This is a genomic window from Micromonospora sp. CPCC 205739, from assembly GCF_036906795.1.
Classification (GTDB): Bacteria; Actinomycetota; Actinomycetes; order Mycobacteriales; family Micromonosporaceae; genus Micromonospora.
In genome coordinates, this window is sequence record NZ_JBAKHS010000003.1 from 19316 (window position 1) to 36197 (window position 16882).

The window sequence follows — 16882 nt, forward strand, 5'->3', positions numbered from 1 at the left end:
GGTGAGGTCAGGAGGTGAGCTCGGCGACCAGTTCGTCGTCCTCCACGGCACCGGTCGGGGCGAAGCCGAGGGCGGTGTAGAGGCGGGCCGCCGGGGTGTTGTCGGGGTGGTACGAGAGGCGGACCACGCTGCCGCCGTCCTGCGCGGCGAGCCAGTCGGCCAGGGTGCGGACGGTGGCCCGGCCGACGCCCCGGTCCTGTTCGTCGGCGGCGATCACCATGCCGCCGATCCAGCGGGAGCCGTCGTCGTCGACACCCCACATGGCGTGTCCGACCACCGTCTCGTCGGCGTAGACGGCCAGCGAGGTCCACACGTCGGAGCGCATGGTCAGCACCAGGTAGCGGGCGGCCAGGGCGGGCACCCAGGCGCGCTGGTCGTCGCGGGGAGCCACGTCGGCGACATCCCGCCAGTTGTCGTCGTCGACCGGCCGCAGCGTGATGTGACGTCCGGCCCGGTCACGTAGCCCAGAATCGATCATGACGGTCAGCCTAGGTCCCGGCCGGACCCGGTGACGAGCCGTTTCGCCCGGTGCCGCACCGGCCGGCGCGGGCCGGCCCGCGGCACGGGCCGGCCGGGCGGGCGCTCAGTCGAGCAGCGAGTCCAGGCCGATGGTCAGGCCCGGGCGGGTACGCACCGCGCGGACGGCCAGCAGCACGCCCGGCATGAACGACGCCCGGTCGTACGAGTCGTGCCGGATGGTCAGCGTCTCGCCCGTGGTGCCGAAGAGCACCTCCTGGTGGGCGACCAGCCCGGTGGCGCGCACGGCGTGCACGCGTACCCCGTCGATGTCGGCGCCGCGCGCGCCCGGCACCTCGTCGGAGGTGGCGTCCGGCGCGGGGCCGAGGCCGGCGTCGGCGCGCGCCTGGGCGATCCGGCGGGCGGTGTGGGTGGCGGTGCCGCTGGGGGCGTCGAGCTTGCGCGGGTGGTGCTGCTCGATGATCTCGACGGACTCGAAGTGCCGGGCGGCCCGCGCGGCGAACTGCATCATCAGCACCGCGCCGATGCCGAAGTTCGGGGCGATCACCACGCCGACGCCGGGCTTGCGCTCCAGCCAGCCGCGCACCCGCTCGATGCGCTGGTCGGTGAAGCCGGTGGTGCCCACGACCGCGCTGATGCCCTGGTCGATGCACCAGTGCAGGTTGTCCATGACGACGTCCGGCGTGGTGAAGTCGACGACCACCTCGGCACCGGCGTCGGAGGCGTTGAACAGCCAGTCACCCTGGTCGACCATCGCCACCAGGTCCATGTCGGAGGCCGCGTCGACGGCCTTGCACACCTCGACACCCATCCGGCCCCGGGCACCCAGCACGCCGACCCGGATCGGCTCGTCCAGGCCCTTCTCCTGCTCGTCAGTCACGCGGCACAACCTATCCCAATCGGGACGCGGTCACTCGCCGGGACCACCCACGTCCCACGGGACGCCGAGGATCCACTCCGGGTTGCGGCATGTCGGGCCCACCCACCGCGCCGACACCCCCACACGCCGCAAGGCGGGGCGGGACCACAGCGCGGGCCAGCGGCCGCGCCGGGTCGGGCGGGTCAGAGGGTCAGGCGGAGAAGTCGTGTTCGCCGAACGGGCCGACCACCGCGAGGGACATCGGCCGGGTGAGCAGCTCGGCGGCGAGCGTGTTCACGTCCGTCAGGGTGACCGCGTCGACCCGGGTGAGCAGCTCGTCCACCGGCATCAGGTCGCCGTAGAGCAGCTCCCCCTTGGCCAGCCGGCTCATCCGCGAGCCGGTGTCCTCCAGGCCCAGCACGAACGAGCCCTTGCTCATCCCCTTGCCGCGGGCCAGCTCGGCCTCGGTGATCCCCTCGGCGGCCACCCGGGCCAGCTCGGTACGGGTCAGCTCCAGCACCTCGTCGACCTTGCCCGGGGCGCAGCCGGCGTAGACGGCGAAGATGCCGCTGTCGGCGTACTGGCTGGCGTACGAGTAGACCGAGTAGGCCAGGCCCCGCTGCTCGCGGATCTCCTGGAACAGCCGGCTGGACATGCCGCCGCCGAGGACGTTGTTGAGCACGCCGAGGGCGAAGCGCCGCTCGTCGGTGCGGTCGATCCCGGGGCAGCCCAGGATGACGTGCGCCTGCTCGGATTCCTTCGGCTCGATGAGCGTGGTGGCCGGCCTGGTGCGTACCGCCGGGGTGGCCGACCGGTGGGGCGCCGGCGCGGCCGGGTCGGTGTCCAGCGGAGTGCCGCGCAGCGCCTGGCGGACCAGCTTGACCACGGCGGCGTGGTCGAGGTTGCCGGCGGCGGCGATGACGATCTGCGGCGCGGTGTAGCGGCGCCGGTAGAAGCTCTGGATCTGCCGTCGGGTCATCGGGGTGACCGTCTCCTCGGTGCCGGAGATCAGCCGGCCCAGGGGGTGGTCGCCGTAGACGGCGCGGGCGAAGAGGTCGTGCACCTCGTCGCCGGGCTCGTCGTCGTGCATGGCGATCTCTTCGAGGATGACGCCGCGCTCGGTCTCCACGTCGGCCGCCTCGAGCACCGAGTCGGCGACGAGGTCGCACATGACGTCGATCGCCAGCGGCAGGTCCTCGTCGAGCACCCGGGCGTAGTAGCAGGTGTATTCCTTGGTGGTGAAGGCGTTGGTCTCGCCGCCCACCGCCTCGATCCCCGAGGAGATCTCCAGCGCGCTGCGCTTGTGGGTGCCCTTGAAGAGCAGGTGCTCCAGGAAGTGCGCGGCCCCGGCCTGCGGGCCGGTCTCGTCCCGGGAGCCGACCGCCACCCAGATGCCGAACGAGACGCTGCGCATCGCCGGGATCGCCTCGGTGAGCACGCGCAACCCGCTGGGCAGCACGGTACGACGTACCGTGCCGCCCAGCGGGTCGTCACTCAGCGTGCGGGTAACCGCGCGGCCCGACCCGGCGCGACCGGGTTGCGTCCCGGTGGCGTGCCGGACGGATCCAGACGGCCCCACCCCCCGTCGACCCGCAGGAAAAGACAGCCGCTGGGCCCGACTCACGGAGACCTGCTTTCAGTTGACGAGGGGTGGGTGGTGCGGTGGTGCTTTTGGGTCAGCTGTGCCGGGTCCGGCGGCGCGGACGCTCGCCGCCCTCGCCACCCTCGCCGTTGCCCTGGGGCCGGTCGCCGCGCTCCGGGGCACGGCCGCCCCGGTCGCCGCCCCGGTCGCCACGGTCGCCGCGGTCGCGCGGGCCCCGGTCGCCGCCGCGGTCACCGCCGCGACCGGCCGGACGCTCGCCACCGGCGGCCTCAGCGGCGGCCGGCTCCTCGGCGCCCTCCGGGCGGACCTTGTCCAGGTAGATCTTGCCGCGGGCGTCGATGTCCGCGATCTCCACCTCGACCTTGTCGCCGACGTTGAGGAAGTCCTCGACCTTCTCGACCCGCTTGCCGTCGCCCACCTTGGAGATGTGCAGCAGGCCGTCGCGGCCCGGCAGCAGCGAGACGAACGCGCCGAACGCGGCGGTCTTGACCACCGTGCCGAGGAACCGCTCCCCGACCTTCGGCAGGGTCGGGTTGGCGATGCCGTTGATCCGGTCCACCGCGGCCTGGGCCGACGGGCCGTTGGTCGCGCCGACGTAGATGGTGCCGTCGTCCTCGATGGAGATCTCGGCGCCGGTCTCGTCCTGGATGGCGTTGATGGTCTGGCCCTTCGGGCCAATCACCATGCCGATCTTGTCGACCGGGATCTTCACCGTGGTGACCCGCGGCGCGTAGTCCGACATCTCGGCCGGAGCCTCGATCGCCGACTGCATCACGTCGAGGATGGTCTGCCGGGCCTCGTGCGCCTGCTGCAGCGCGGCGGCCAGCACGTCCGACGGGATGCCGTCGAGCTTGGTGTCGAGCTGCAGCGCGGTGACGAAGTCCCGGGTGCCGGCGACCTTGAAGTCCATGTCACCGAACGCGTCCTCGGCGCCGAGGATGTCGGTCAGCGTCACGTACTGGGTCTTGCCGTCGACCTCGTCGGAGATGAGGCCCATGGCGATGCCGGCGACCGGCGCCTTCAGCGGCACACCGGCGCTGAGCAGGCCCAGCGTCGAGGCGCAGACCGAACCCATCGAGGTGGAGCCGTTGGAGCCGAGCGCCTCGGAGACCTGCCGGATGGCGTACGGGAACTCCTCGCGCGCCGGCAGCACCGGGATCAGCGCCCGCTCGGCGAGGGCGCCGTGGCCGATCTCGCGCCGCTTCGGCGAACCGACCCGGCCGGTCTCACCGGTCGAGTACGGCGGGAAGTTGTAGTTGTGCATGTAGCGCTTGGACTTCTCCGGGGAGAGGGTGTCCAGCGACTGCTCCATGCGCAGCATGTTCAGCGTGGTGACGCCCAGGATCTGGGTCTCGCCCCGCTCGAACAGCGCCGAGCCGTGCACCCGGGGCAGCACGCCGACCTCGGCGGTCAGCGGGCGGATGTCGCGCGGGCCGCGGCCGTCGATGCGGATCTGCTCGCGCAGCACCCGGTTGCGGACCTCGGACTTGGTCAGCGACCGGAAGGCGGCGCTGAGCTCCTTCTCCCGGCCCTCGAAACGACCGCCGAGCTCCTCGGCGACCCGGGCCTTGACCCGGTCCAGGGCCTGCTCGCGGTCGGCCTTGCCGGCGATGGTGAGCGCCTCGGCCACGTCGGTGCGGGCCAGCTCGGCCACCGCGCCGTACACGTCGTCCTGGTAGTCCAGGAAGACCGGGAACTCGGCGACCGGCTTGGCGGCCACCTCGGCCAGCTCGCTCTGCGCCCGGCACAGCTCGCGGATGGCCGGCTTGGCGGCCTCCAGGCCGCTGGCCACGACCTCCTCGGTCGGGGCCGGGGCACCGCCGGCGACCAGCGCCACGGTGTGCTCGGTGGCCTCCGCCTCGACCATCATGATCGCGACGTCGCCGTCGGCCAGGGCGCGGCCGGCCACCACCATGTCGAAGGTGGCCCGGGCCAGCTCATCGATGGTCGGGAAGGCGACCCACTGGCCGTCCACGTGCGCCATCCGGGTCGCCCCGATCGGGCCGGAGAACGGCAGGCCGGAGAGCTTGGTCGACATCGAGGCGGCGTTGATCGCCACGACGTCGTACGGGTGCTGCGGGTCGAGCGCGAGGATGGTCTCGACGACCTGGACCTCGTTGCGCAGGCCCTTGACGAACGACGGGCGCAGCGGCCGGTCGATCAGCCGGCAGGTGAGGATGGCGTCCTCGCTGGGGCGGCCCTCGCGGCGGAAGAACGAGCCGGGGATCCGGCCCGCGGCGTACATCCGCTCCTCGACGTCGACGGTCAGCGGGAAGAAGTCGAACTGCTCCTTCGGCTGCTTGCCGGCGGTGGTGGCGGAGAGGACCACGGTCTCGCCCAGCTGGGCGACGACCGAGCCGGCGGCCTGACGGGCCAGCCGGCCGGTGGAGAAGGTGATCTCACGGGTGCCGAAGGACCCGTTGTCGATCACGGCGGTGCGGGATTCGGTGCCGAGGTTGGTCTCGGTCATGTGCTGTCGTGCTCCTTCGCGTCGGGGGCCCACGACACGGGAGCTGCTCAGACGGCCGGTCTTCGATCGAAGCGCCCGGGTGGCCGGCGTGATGCCGGCGTGCCCGGAGGCCACTACCGGAGACCGGTACGCTGACCGGCTCCCTCTCGGGTGGTCGAGCGGCCCTGTTCTTCTGTGGTACCAGAGCGGTTCTTCCGTGGTACCAGAACGGGGGAGCGGCCGCAGGCCACTCCCCCGTCACGTCATCGGCGCAGGCCGAGCCGCTCGATGAGCGACCGGTAGCGGTTGATGTCCTTCTTCTGGACGTAGTTGAGCAACCGGCGGCGACGGCCGACCAGCAGCAGCAGCCCACGGCGGCTGTGGTGGTCGTGCTTGTGCACCTTCAGGTGCTCGGTGAGTTCCGCGATCCGCTTGGTGAGGACCGCGACCTGCACCTCCGGCGAACCGGTGTCGCCCTCGGCGGTCGCGTACTCCGCGCGGATCTTGGCCTTGGCATCCTGGTCGAGCGCCATGTTCTCCCTGTTTCGATGGGTTGATCACTGGTGTCCGTCGGACCGGTCAGGAGACCGGAACGGACCGGTACCTCGCACCCGCGGCGTCGTGCAGGCACGCGAGGCCCCACGTCGGTCAGCCGACGTCTCCGCCAGACTACCAGTTCACCCCGGTACCGCCCGGCGAAGGGCCGGGGACACGGCGGGCGGCGCGGTCAGCCGAGCGCCCGGCGGGTCCGCTCGACGTCCTCGGCGATCTGTGCCACCAGGGGCTCGATCGCGTCGTACCGGCGCTGCTCCCGCAGGTGCGCGACGAAGTCCAGGGCCAGCCGCTCGCCGTACAGGTCGCCGGAGAAGTCCAGCGCGTACGCCTCCACCCGCCGCTCCCGGCCGGAGAAGGTCGGATTGGTGCCGATCGACACCGCCGCCGCGAGGGGCTCGGGCTGCCCCCGGCGCACCAGCCGGGCGGCGTACACCCCGTCGGCGGGGATCGCCGCGTGCCGGTGGCAGAGCAGGTTGGCGGTGGGGTAACCCAGCTCACGTCCGCGCTGGTCGCCCCGGACCACCACCCCCTCCACCCGGTGCGGGCGGCCGAGCGCGGCGGCAGCCGCGGCCACGTCGCCGGCGTCGACGCAGGAGCGGATGTACGTCGAGGAGAAGACCGTGCCGGCCTCGGCCACCAGCGGCGCGCCCTCCACCCCGAAGCCGAAGGTGCGGCCGAGCCGTTCCAGCAGCGCCACGTCGCCGGCGGCCCGGTGCCCGAACCGGAAGTTGTCCCCCACCACCACCAGCGCGGCGTGCAGGTGCTCGACCAGGATGTCGTGCACGAACGCCTCGGCGGGCAGCCGGGAGAACTCCGGGGTGAACGGCACCACGCAGAGCACGTCGACGCCGAGGGCCTCGATCAGCTCCGCCTTGCGGGCCGGCTCGGTGAGCACCGCCGGGTGCGAGCCGGGGCGCACCACCTCCGCCGGGTGCGGGTCGAAGGTGACCACCACGGACCGTACGCCCAGCTCCCGGGCCCGGGCCACGGCGTGCCCGATGGTCGCCTGGTGCCCCTTGTGCACGCCGTCGAAGACGCCGATGGTGACGACCGAACGCCCCCAGCCACCGGGTGCCGCGTCGTACCCCCGCCACCGCTGCATGCCGCTCCTCCCCTGCTTCCCCCGGGCCTCGCCGGGTACCCGCGCCGGCCGCGCGGCCGGCGCACCCGCCCCCGCCGTCAGGCCGGCGCGAGCACGATCTCCGCGCGGGCCCGGCCGTCCCGCTCGCTGACGATAGCGATCAAGCCGCCGTCGGGACCGAAGACGGCGTACGGCCCGGCGATGCCGGCCGCGTCGAGCGGCCCGCCGTGGCTGAGCACCTTCGCCTCGTCCGGGCCGGCCTCCCGGCGCGGGAAGAACCGGTCGGCGGCCGCGTCGAGCGGCAGGTTGACCACCTCGGGCGCGCGCTGCTCCAGCTCGTCGAGGGTGGCGGCCTCGGCGAGGCTGAAGCCGCCCACCGCGGTGCGCCGCAGCGCGGTCAGGTGGCCACCCACCCCGAGCGCCAGGCCCGCGTCCCGCGCGATGGCCCGGATGTACGTCCCGGACGAGCAGGTCACGTCGATGTCCACGTCGAGGACGTCGGGGGTGTCCCGGCGCACCGCGAGCACGTCCAGGCGGGAGATGGTGACCCGCCGGGCGGGCAGCTCGACGCTCTCCCCCTCGCGCACCCGCTTGTACGCCCGCTGCCCGTTGATCTTGATGGCGCTCACCGCGCTCGGCACCTGGTCGACCTCGCCGGCCAACGCCGCGAACGCCGCCCGGACCGCCTCGTCGGTCAGCAGACCGGCGGCGGTGGTGGCGATCACGTCGCCCTCGGCGTCGTCGGTGACGGTGGCCTGCCCGAGCCGGACCGTGGCGGTGTAGCTCTTGCCCGCGCCGATGACGTACGTGAGCAGCCGGGTCGCCCGGCCCACCCCGATCACCAGCACGCCGGTGGCCATCGGGTCGAGGGTGCCGCCGTGCCCCACCCGCCGGGTCCTCGCCAGCCGGCGGATGCGCGCCACCACGTCGTGCGACGTCATGCCGCCCGGCTTGTCCACCACGATCAGACCGTCACCGCTCACGACCGCCAAGCCTGCCAGACGGGGTCGCGGGCGCCGTCACCGCACGGCACAATCCCGCCACCGCATTTGCCGCACCCTGGCCGGCCGGGTCAGCGGACCGCGCCGACCACCGCCCACCCGCCGGAGCGCAGCCGCAGCAGCAGCGCGACCAGCCGGATCACGATGAACAGCGTCAGCCCGGCCCAGATCCCGCCGAGCCCCAGGTCGAGCCCGTGGGCCAGCCAGATCGCCGGCAGGAAGCCGCCGAGCGCCGCGACGATGGTGAGGTTGCGCAGGTAGCGCACGTCCCCGGCGCCGATCAGCACACCGTCGAGGGCGAAGACCACCCCGGCCAGCGGCTGCATCGCCACGAACCAGGGCCAGGCCACCATGGCCTGCTCGCGTACCTGCGGGTCGGAGCTGAACCAGGACGGCACGACGCCGGCACCGGCGGCGATCAGCACCGCGAAGCCGACGCCGCAGACGCCGCCGAGCAGGGCGAACCGGCGGGCCAGGGCCCGGGCCCCGGCGGCGTCGCCGGCGCCGAGCGCGGCGCCGATGAGCGCCTGGGCGGCGATGGCGAGGGCGTCGAGCACCAGCGCGGTGAAGAACCACAGTTGCAGGGCGATCTGGTGGGCGCCCACGGCGGCGGCGCCGAAGCGCGCGGCGACCGCGGTGGCGGAGAGGAAGCTGGCCTGGAACGCCACGCCCCGGACCAGCAGGTCGCGGCTGAGCACCAGCTGCTGCCGGATGAGCCGGGGCCGGGGCCGCAGGGAGACCCGCTCGCGGACCAGCGCCGCGGCGAAGAGCGCGCCGGAGACGGTCTGGGCGATCGCGTTGGCGACCGCCGAACCGACCAGGCCGAGCCCGGCGGGATAGACCAGCAGCGGGCAGAGCAGCGCGGAGAGCAGGTTGGGCGCGAGCACGAAGACCAGCGGCCGGCGGGTGTCCTGGATGCCGCGCAGCCAGCCGTTGCCGGCGGCGGCGAGGAGCAGCCCGGGCGCGCCGAGGGCCGCGATCCGCAGCCACTGCGCGGCCGCGCCGGCCACGTCGTCCCCACCCCCGGCGAGGGTACGCGCCAACGCCCCGCCGCCGACCTGCATGGCGAGCGCGACGAGCACGCCCGCCGCGAGGGCGAGCCAGGAGGCCTGCACACCTTCGGCCACCGCCGCCGCCCGGTCGCCGGAGCCGAAGCGTCGGGCCGCCCGCCCGGTGATCCCGTACGCGAGCACGGTGCCCAGCCAAGCGGTGAGGGTCATCACGGTGCCGCCCACGGCCAGCGCGGCGAGCGGCACCCGGCCGAGATGCCCGACCACGGCCGTGTCGACCAGCACGTAGAGCGGTTCGGCGGCGAGCACCACCAGCGCGGGCAGCGCGAGGGTGGCGATCCTGCGCGCCGGCGCGAGGGCGGTGGTGGTGGTGGCGGTGGACTGACTCATCGCCGCCGATCCTGGCACGGTCGCCGTAAGGATCGCAATACCTCTGACCGCTTACGCGGGACGGTCACCCGGACGGGCCGGACCGGACCGGGCCGCAAGCCCGGCGGAGCAGAGCGGCGCGACGTGGTACCGGCGCCCGGCGGCGCTCCCCGCACACGCGGCCGGTGCCGCCGCCCCCGTTTGCGGCGTGTCGGGGTGTCCTCGAGCGGTGACGCCCCGACACGCCGCAAACCGGTGTCGAGGGGCGGGGCAGGGGCGGGACGGGAAGGTCCGGTGGGTCAGCGGGGCGGGAGGGTGTCGAGCCAGCGACGGACCTGGCGGCGACTGCGCAGCCGGACGACCGGCAGCCGGGGCGCGTGGGCGGCGACCGCGGCGAAGACCCGGGGCCGGGACCGGCCGGGGTAGCGCCAGATGTAGCGCAGGAAGCCCAGGTCGAGCCGTTCGGGGCAGCCGGCGGGCAGGTCGGGGCGGTCGGCGGCGCGGCGGTCCCAGCGGCGGCGGACGACCCGGGCGAGGCAGAGCGGCCAGGGCAGGTCGACCAGCACCAGCAGGTCGGCGCGGGGCAGGCGGAGATCGAGGGTGGCGGCGTAGTTGCCGTCCATCACCCAGCGCTCGCCGGCGGCGAGCGCGGCGACGTCGGACCGGAAGGCCGTCTCGTCGGCGGGGATCCAGCCGGGGCGCCAGTAGTGCCGGTCGAGGTGGATCAGCGGCAGGTCGAGCCGGCGGGCAACCGCTCGGGCGAGCGTGCTCTTGCCGGCGCCCGAACTGCCGACGACCAGGATGCGGCGCATCGCCGGACGGTACCCGGAGCGGAGGCCGGTTCAGGCCCCGTACCGGAGCCGGGGCCGAGGGGCGGTGACGTCGTCGACGCGGAACGTCGGCGGCGTCACCGCCGGTCGGGCAGCGTCACTGACGGGTGTCCATCGAGGTCTGCAGCGCGCGCCGCATCTGCTCGCGGGCCTCGTCGGTGGTCTCGGGCTTGGGCTTGGTCGGCATGGGAGTTCCCTTCCAGGGCGCGGACCACCGGGGAAACGGCGGCCCTACGGGCGGTCCTGCTGAGCGCCGGGTGGCGGTCCGGGATCACCGGAGCGGCTCGCCTGGCAGCGTGAGCCCGGGTCGGTCTGACCCTGGAGGGAGGCGGCACCGGGTGTGGCACCACCGCCCACGACCTGCGTCGCGGCGCGGCGCCCGGTCTTTTCCCAAGTTAACGTTCAGTTCCACATGCTGCCCAGAGTTCCCGCCATCTGGACGAGATGGGCGGCGGCGCGTTCACCGGGCCAGGAAGTGCCAGCCCAGCCACCACCAGAAGCCGAACACCCCGATCCGGCCCACCGGCACCGGCCCGACCTCGTACCGCATCACGTACGCGCAGACGTCACCGAGCGACGGCACCCGCGAGCCCGGGCGGCGTGCGGCCCACTCGACGGCCGCGAAGAGCAGCAGGGCGGCCAGGAAGCCGGCGATGGCCAGGGTGCGCATCATCGCCGGACCAGCCCCCAGAAGGCCGCCAGCCAGCCGAACCAGGCGGCCGAGCGGACCAGCTCGTCGGCGAGCAGCGGGTCCGCCAGCCGGGAGAAGGTGGGGAACTCGCTGCCGGCGGAGACCACGAACGTCGCCGCCTCGAAGACGCCGAAGACGGCCGCCGGTAGCACCCACCACACGGCGCCGCGTCCGAGCCGGCGCGGCGCCGGCCGGCGGGGCACCCGGTTGCCCAGCCCCAGCCAGACCAGCGCGCCGCCGGTGCCCAGGGTCCACAGGTTCGCCTGCGCGGAGAAGGACGGCAGTTGCCCACCGACCAGCGAGAGGCAGGCCAGCACCGGCACCGTGACCACCGGACGGTCCCAGACGCGCGGCAGGTCGACGGTGAGCTCGGGGGGCTGCTCCATCCTCCGATTCTCCCCGCGCTCACGCAGCGCGGGAAGACCAACACTCAGCGGGAGCGCCCCGGAGATCAGCCGATGATCAGCGCGCCGTCCAGCTCCGCCCGGATGGACCCTGCCACGTCCTCGGCGCTGCCCGCACCGGTGAATCCGGCGGCGAAGCGGTGCCCGCCACCGCCCAGCGCCACCGCCACCGCGCTCACGTCGACCGCGCCCTTGCTGCGCATGGAGACGGCCCACTCGGCCGGGCCCACCTGCTTGAGCACGCAGGCCACGTCGGCCTCGGCCGTGCACCGCACCGAGTCGATCAGGGCCTCCAGCACGTACGGCCGCTGGTCGTGCCGGGCCAGGTCGTCCAGGGTGGCGTACGTCCAGACCAGCCCGTGGCCGGCGGCGGCCGACGGCTCCAGCCGGGCCCGGCCCAGCACCTCGCCGAAGAGCCGGACCGCGCCGAACGGCCGGGTGTCGAAGACCCGGCGGGAGATGTCACCCGGGTCGATGCCGGTGGCCAGCAACCGCGCCGCCAGCTCGTGCGCCGCGGGGGTGGTGGCCGCGAACCGGAACGAGCCGGTGTCGGTGGTCAGCGCGACGTAGAGGCACTGGGCGATCTGCGCGTCCAGCGGCACGTCGAGCCGAATGAGCAGTTCGTCGACGACGACCGAGGTGGCCGCGGCCGCCGGGTCCACCAGGTGCACCCGACCGAACCGGGTGTTCGAGGCGTGGTGGTCGAGGACCAGCGCCTCGCCGGCGGTGTCGAGGCGGTCGACCAGCTCACCCAGCCGGGACTCGCTCGCCGCGTCGAAGCAGACCACCAGGTCCGGATCCGGGTACGCCCCGGACGCCGGCACCAGCAGGTCGAGCCCCGGCAGCCAGCGGAACGGCTCGGGCACCTCGGGCGGCCCGGGAAAGGTCGCCTGGAGATTCCGTACGCCGAGCCGGCGCAGCCCGAGCCCGAAGCCGAGCATGCTGCCCAGCGCGTCGCCGTCCGGGTTGACGTGACAGATCAGCAGCACCCGGGCGTCGGCCGGCAGCCGGCGTACCGCCGCGACGGCGGCGGCCCAGTCGGACTCGTCGGGGCCGGTGAGCACCGGCCCGGTGAGCAGGTCGCCGGCCGCGCCCGGGGTGCCGGTCACCGCCGGTCCGTGGCCGACGGGGTGCCCTCGTCGTCGTCCTCGGCGTCCTCGTCCTCGTCGTCGTCCTCGGTCCGGTACGGCTGGGCCTCGCCCGCGTACTTGGCCTGGGCCGCCAGCCGCTGCACCTCGGCGTCGGACTGGCGGGCCGCGGCGAGCAGGTCGTCGATGTGCTTGACCTGGTCCTGCACGTCGTCGAGGACGAAGGTCAGGGTCGGCGAGTGGCGCAGGCCGAGCGCCTTGCCGACGGTGCTGCGCAGCATGCCCTTCGCGCTCTCCAGCGCGGCGGCGGTGCTGGCCTGCGCGGCCGCGTCACCGAGCACCGTGTAGAAGACCGTGGCGTCGCGCAGGTCGGCGGTGATCCGGGCGTCGGTGATGGTGATCATCCCGAGCCGGGGGTCCTTGATCTGGCTCCGCACCACCGACGCGACCAGTTCGCGAATGCGCTCCGCGTGCCGGCGTACCTTGGCCGGATCCGTCATCTCCCCCACCTCCAGGGCGTTCTGCTCACGGCCGGTACGACGGCGCGGGGCACCGCCGGGACCGACCGCCCAACACCCCGAACACTACCCGCGCCGCCCGGCCGGTCGCGCGGCACCGCCGGTGGTGACGGCCACCGGCGGAGTCAGTCGTCCTCGCCGTGCAACCGGCGGCGCACCGAGAGCAGCTCCGCCTCGGGCCGGCCGGCCACCAGTCGCTCGCAGGAGTCGAGCACCTCACGGACGTGGGACGCCTCGGCGGCCACCACGGCCACCCCGATCTCGGCCCGGCCGTGCAGGTCGAGCGCGCCCACCTCGGCGACCGACACCTCGAAGCGGCGCAGCGCCGCCACGATGGGCCGGACATATGATCTCTTGGCCTTGAGCGACCGTGAGTCGCCCGGCAGCAGCAGGTCGAAGACCGCGGTTCCCGTGTACATCGCTTCGGACGATACGGACACCCCCAGACATGATCAAGGGGTTTACGCCGGATGGCGTAAACCCCTTGATCACTGTGTCAGCACCGGATCAGGCGCGCGGCTTCTCCCGCATCTCGAAGGTCTCGATGATGTCGCCGACCTGGACGTTGTTGAAACCGGCCAGCGTCAGACCACACTCGAAGCCCTCGCGGACCTCCGTCGCGTCGTCCTTGAACCGCTTGAGGGAGCTGATCGTGAGGTTGTCCGCCACGACCGCCCCGTCCCGCAGCAGCCGCGCCTTGGCGTTGCGGCGGATGATGCCGGACCGGACGATACAGCCGGAGATGTTGCCGACCTTGGACGAGCGGAAGACGTCGCGGATCTCCGCGGAGCCCAGCTCGACCTCCTCGTACTCCGGCTTGAGCAGCCCCTTGAGCGCGGCGTCGATCTCCTCGATGGCCTGGTAGATGACCGTGTAGTACCGGATCTCCACGCCCTCGCGGTCGGCGATCTCGCGGACCTTGTTGGCGGCCCGCACGTTGAAGCCGATGATCGTGACCGCCTCGGACGAGGCGCTCGCGAGCATGACGTCGCTCTCGGTGATCGCACCCACGCCCCGGTGGATGATCCTGAGCTGGACCTCCTCCGGGATGTCGAGGTTGAACAGCGCGTCCTCGAGGGCCTCCACGGAACCGGAGACGTCGCCCTTGAGCACCAGGTTGAGCGAGGTCTTCTCGCCCTCCTTGAGCTGCTCCATGAGCGTCTCGAGGGTGGCCCGGCCGCGCGAGTTGGCGAAGGACGCCGCCCGCCGCCGTGCCTGCCGCTGCTCGGCGATCTGCCGCACCGTACGGTCGTCCGCCGCGGCGAGGAAGGTGTCGCCGGCGCCCGGCACCGCGGTCAGACCGAGGACCAGCACCGGACGAGCCGGACCCGCCTCGGCGACCTGGTTGCCGTTCTCGTCGAGCATCGCCCGGACCCGGCCGTGCGCCCCACCGGCGACGATGGAGTCGCCCGCCCGCAGGGTGCCCTTCTGCACCAGCACCGTCGCCACCGCACCGCGACCCTTGTCCAGGTGCGCCTCGATGGCCACACCCTGCGCCGGCCCGTCGATCGGAGCGGTCAGCTCCAGCGACGCGTCGGCGGTCAGCAGGACCGCCTCGAGCAGGTCGTCGATGCCGATACCCGGCTTCGCCGCCACGTTGACGAACATGGTGTCGCCGCCGTACTCCTCGGCGACCAGGCCGTACTCGGTCAGCTGCTGGCGGACCTTGTCCGGGTTCGCCTCCGGCTTGTCGACCTTGTTGACCGCCACCACGATCGGCACGTCCGCCGCCTTGGCGTGGTTGAGCGCCTCGATCGTCTGCGGCATCACGCCGTCGTCGGCCGCGACCACCAGCACCACGATGTCCGTCACCTGGGCACCACGGGCACGCATGGCGGTGAACGCCTCGTGACCCGGGGTGTCGATGAAGGTCACCGCGCGGTCCTCGCCCTCGTGCGGGACGTGGACCTGGTAGGCACCGATGTGCTGGGTGATGCCACCGGCCTCGCCGGCCACGACGTTCGCCTTGCGGATCGCGTCGAGCAGCTTGGTCTTACCGTGGTCGACGTGACCCATGACGGTCACCACCGGCGCACGGCTGACCAGGCGGTCCTCCGCGACCTCGGCGTCGAGGTCGATGTTGAACTGCGCGAGCAGCTCGCGGTCCTCGTCCTCCGGGCTGACGATCTGCACGTCGAAACCGAGGTGCTCACCCAGCAGCAGCAGGGTCTCGTCAGAGCAGGACTGGGTCGCGGTGACCATCTCGCCCAGGTTGAACATCTCCTGGACCAGCGAACCCGGGTTGGCGTTGATCTTGTCGGCGAAGTCCGACAGCGAGGCGCCACGGGAGAGCCGGACGACCTGACCCTGACCCCGGGGAGCACCCGAGCTCATGGTCGGAGCCGACAGGTTGTCGAACTCCTGTCTGCGCTGCTTCTTCGACTTGCGACCGCGGGTCGGCCGACCACCCGGACGCCCGAAGGCACCCGCGGCGCCGCCGCCACGACCACGACCACCGGCACCGGGACGACCGCCACCGCCGGCCGGAGCACCCGGACGGAAACCGCCGCCCGGAGCGCCACCGCCGCCACCGGGGCCACCGCGGTAGCCACCGCCACCGCCGGCGCCACCACCGGGGCCGCCACGGAAGCCGCCACCGCCGCCACCGCCACCGGGGCCGCCGCGGAAGCCGCCGCCACCGCCACCGGGACGACCGGCACCGCCGCCGGGACCGCCACGACCGGCACCGGGGCCGCCGGGGCGACCCGTGGTCGGGCGCTGACTCGGCATGGAAGCCGGGCTGGGACGGGGCGGCATGGAGGCCGGGCTGGGCCGCGGCGGCATACCCGCCGGGCTCGGCCGGGGGCCACCGGCGGCCGGGGGCCGCTGCTGCTGTCCGCCCTGGATACCGAACGGGTTGTTACCGGCGCCACGCGCCGGCGGACGACCGCCCGGCCGGGCACCCGGGCCCGGGGCCGGCGCGCCGGGACGACCGGCGGCCGGGGTACCCGGACGCGGCGGCACGGCGTTCGGGCCGGGACGCGGACCCGGACGGGGGCCACCCTCGGTCGGGGGCTCCCGTCGAACGTTCTCACGCTGCTGCTGGCGGGCGGCCTGCGCGGCCTTGACCGCGGCCTCCTGCTCAGCCTTCAGCGCGGCAGCGCGCGCCTCGGCGGCGGCCACCTCGATGTCGTGCGCGCTCGCCGGCTTGGCGACCGGGGTCGCCGGCTGCGGCGGGCCGGGGACCGGGCCCTTGGGCTTCGGTCCAGGGGTCGGCGCGGCCGGCCGCCGGGGCGGCATCGGCTTGGCCGAGACCCGGGGGGCACCCGGGGTCGGGGACGGCGTCGGGGTCGGTGCCGGGCTCGGGGCGGCCGCCGCCGGGGCGGCCGGCGCCGCGGAACCACCGGCGGACGCGACGAAAGCGCCACGCAGCCGTCGGGCGACGGGCGCCTCGACGGTGCTGGACGCGGACTTCACGAACTCGCCCATTTCCTTCAGCTTGGCGAGCACTGTCTTGCTCTCGACCCCGAGCTCCTTAGCAAGCTCGTGTACGCGGGCCTTACCTGCCACTGCACTCCTCACTCCGAGGTCGTGCGGGCAGCACCCGCAGCAACCTCACTCGTGCACTTGAAGCCTGGTCATTTCAGGGACTTCATCGTGTGCTCATGTCGGTCGTCCTACCTTGCTAGCGACCCTCGCCCGGTCGGGCTGACCGGACGTAGTGGTTGGCGCATCGAGGTGCTCCGCAAGGGCGCCGTGGTCGAGGACCCCGGTGATGCGCAGCGCACGCCCGAAGGCGCGCCGCCGCACCGCCAGCGCGAAGCAGGCCGGATCCGGGTGCATGTTCGCTCCCCGACCCGGCAGCCTGCGAGCCGGATCGGGCCGGAGGCTGTGACCAGCCTCGTCGCCGACCGCGACGATCCGCAGCAATTCGCTGGCCGGCGCACGTCTCCGGCAACCCACACAGGTGCGCTCCGGCTGCGCGCGTCGTACCACTGGAAGAAGTC

The 16882-nt window shown here is 73.6% G+C and carries 16 protein-coding genes; all 16 read right to left on the bottom strand.

The features are described from left to right. Window positions 1-7 precede the first annotated feature (7 nt). The gene (locus V6U88_RS06205) at window positions 8-478 is read right to left on the bottom strand and encodes a GNAT family N-acetyltransferase (RefSeq protein ID WP_334450651.1); all 471 of its coding nucleotides are present in this window, start codon (window positions 476-478) and stop codon (window positions 8-10) included. 105 nt (window positions 479-583) lie between these two features. Beyond that, window positions 584-1357, bottom strand: coding sequence for a 4-hydroxy-tetrahydrodipicolinate reductase (gene dapB / locus V6U88_RS06210; protein ID WP_334450652.1), 774 nt, complete (start codon window positions 1355-1357; stop codon window positions 584-586). Between the two features lie 190 nt (window positions 1358-1547). Next, window positions 1548-2960 carry a M16 family metallopeptidase gene (locus V6U88_RS06215; RefSeq protein WP_442934574.1) on the bottom strand — a complete coding sequence of 471 codons (1413 nt, stop codon included), beginning with the start codon at window positions 2958-2960 and terminating at the stop codon, window positions 1548-1550. Between the two features lie 52 nt (window positions 2961-3012). Beyond that, window positions 3013-5409, bottom strand: coding sequence for a polyribonucleotide nucleotidyltransferase (locus V6U88_RS06220; protein WP_334450653.1), 2397 nt, complete (start codon window positions 5407-5409; stop codon window positions 3013-3015). A 242-nt stretch (window positions 5410-5651) separates the two neighbouring features. Continuing rightward, window positions 5652-5921, bottom strand: a complete 270-nt coding sequence (gene rpsO / locus V6U88_RS06225; protein WP_334450655.1) for a 30S ribosomal protein S15 — start codon at window positions 5919-5921, stop codon at window positions 5652-5654. Between the two features lie 194 nt (window positions 5922-6115). After that, entirely contained in the window at window positions 6116-7045 is a 930-nt protein-coding gene (locus V6U88_RS06230; protein WP_334450657.1) for a bifunctional riboflavin kinase/FAD synthetase, read from the bottom strand. A gap of 77 nt (window positions 7046-7122) precedes the next feature. Beyond that, window positions 7123-8007 (bottom strand): tRNA pseudouridine(55) synthase TruB, encoded by an 885-nt coding sequence (gene truB / locus V6U88_RS06235; RefSeq protein WP_334450659.1) that lies wholly within the window; start codon window positions 8005-8007, stop codon window positions 7123-7125. An 89-nt stretch (window positions 8008-8096) separates the two neighbouring features. Beyond that, window positions 8097-9425 carry an MATE family efflux transporter gene (locus V6U88_RS06240; RefSeq protein ID WP_334450661.1) on the bottom strand — a complete coding sequence of 443 codons (1329 nt, stop codon included), beginning with the start codon at window positions 9423-9425 and terminating at the stop codon, window positions 8097-8099. 278 nt (window positions 9426-9703) lie between these two features. Continuing rightward, a complete protein-coding gene (locus V6U88_RS06245; protein ID WP_334450662.1) occupies window positions 9704-10216 on the bottom strand; it encodes an AAA family ATPase in 513 nt (170 codons plus the stop codon). Window positions 10217-10694: 478 nt separating this feature from the next. Next, complete coding sequence (locus tag V6U88_RS06250; protein ID WP_334451240.1) at window positions 10695-10904, bottom strand: DUF6186 family protein; 210 nt, start codon at window positions 10902-10904, stop codon at window positions 10695-10697. Continuing rightward, complete coding sequence (locus V6U88_RS06255) at window positions 10904-11311, bottom strand: hypothetical protein (protein ID WP_334450663.1); 408 nt, start codon at window positions 11309-11311, stop codon at window positions 10904-10906. The genes V6U88_RS06250 and V6U88_RS06255 overlap by 1 nt, the downstream gene beginning before the upstream one ends. Before the next feature lie 65 nt (window positions 11312-11376). After that, on the bottom strand, window positions 11377-12408 hold the full coding sequence (locus V6U88_RS06260; RefSeq protein ID WP_334451242.1) for a DHH family phosphoesterase: 1032 nt from the start codon (window positions 12406-12408) through the stop codon (window positions 11377-11379). Between the two features lie 26 nt (window positions 12409-12434). Further along, window positions 12435-12917 (bottom strand): 30S ribosome-binding factor RbfA, encoded by a 483-nt coding sequence (gene rbfA / locus V6U88_RS06265; protein WP_334450664.1) that lies wholly within the window; start codon window positions 12915-12917, stop codon window positions 12435-12437. Between the two features lie 143 nt (window positions 12918-13060). Then, a complete protein-coding gene (locus tag V6U88_RS06270; protein ID WP_334450665.1) occupies window positions 13061-13354 on the bottom strand; it encodes a DUF503 domain-containing protein in 294 nt (97 codons plus the stop codon). Window positions 13355-13442: 88 nt separating this feature from the next. Further along, window positions 13443-16445, bottom strand: a complete 3003-nt coding sequence (gene infB, locus V6U88_RS06275) for a translation initiation factor IF-2 (protein ID WP_442934575.1) — start codon at window positions 16443-16445, stop codon at window positions 13443-13445. A 93-nt stretch (window positions 16446-16538) separates the two neighbouring features. Continuing rightward, window positions 16539-16871 carry a YlxR family protein gene (locus V6U88_RS06285; protein ID WP_334450666.1) on the bottom strand — a complete coding sequence of 111 codons (333 nt, stop codon included), beginning with the start codon at window positions 16869-16871 and terminating at the stop codon, window positions 16539-16541. Between the last annotated feature and the right edge of the window lie 11 nt (window positions 16872-16882).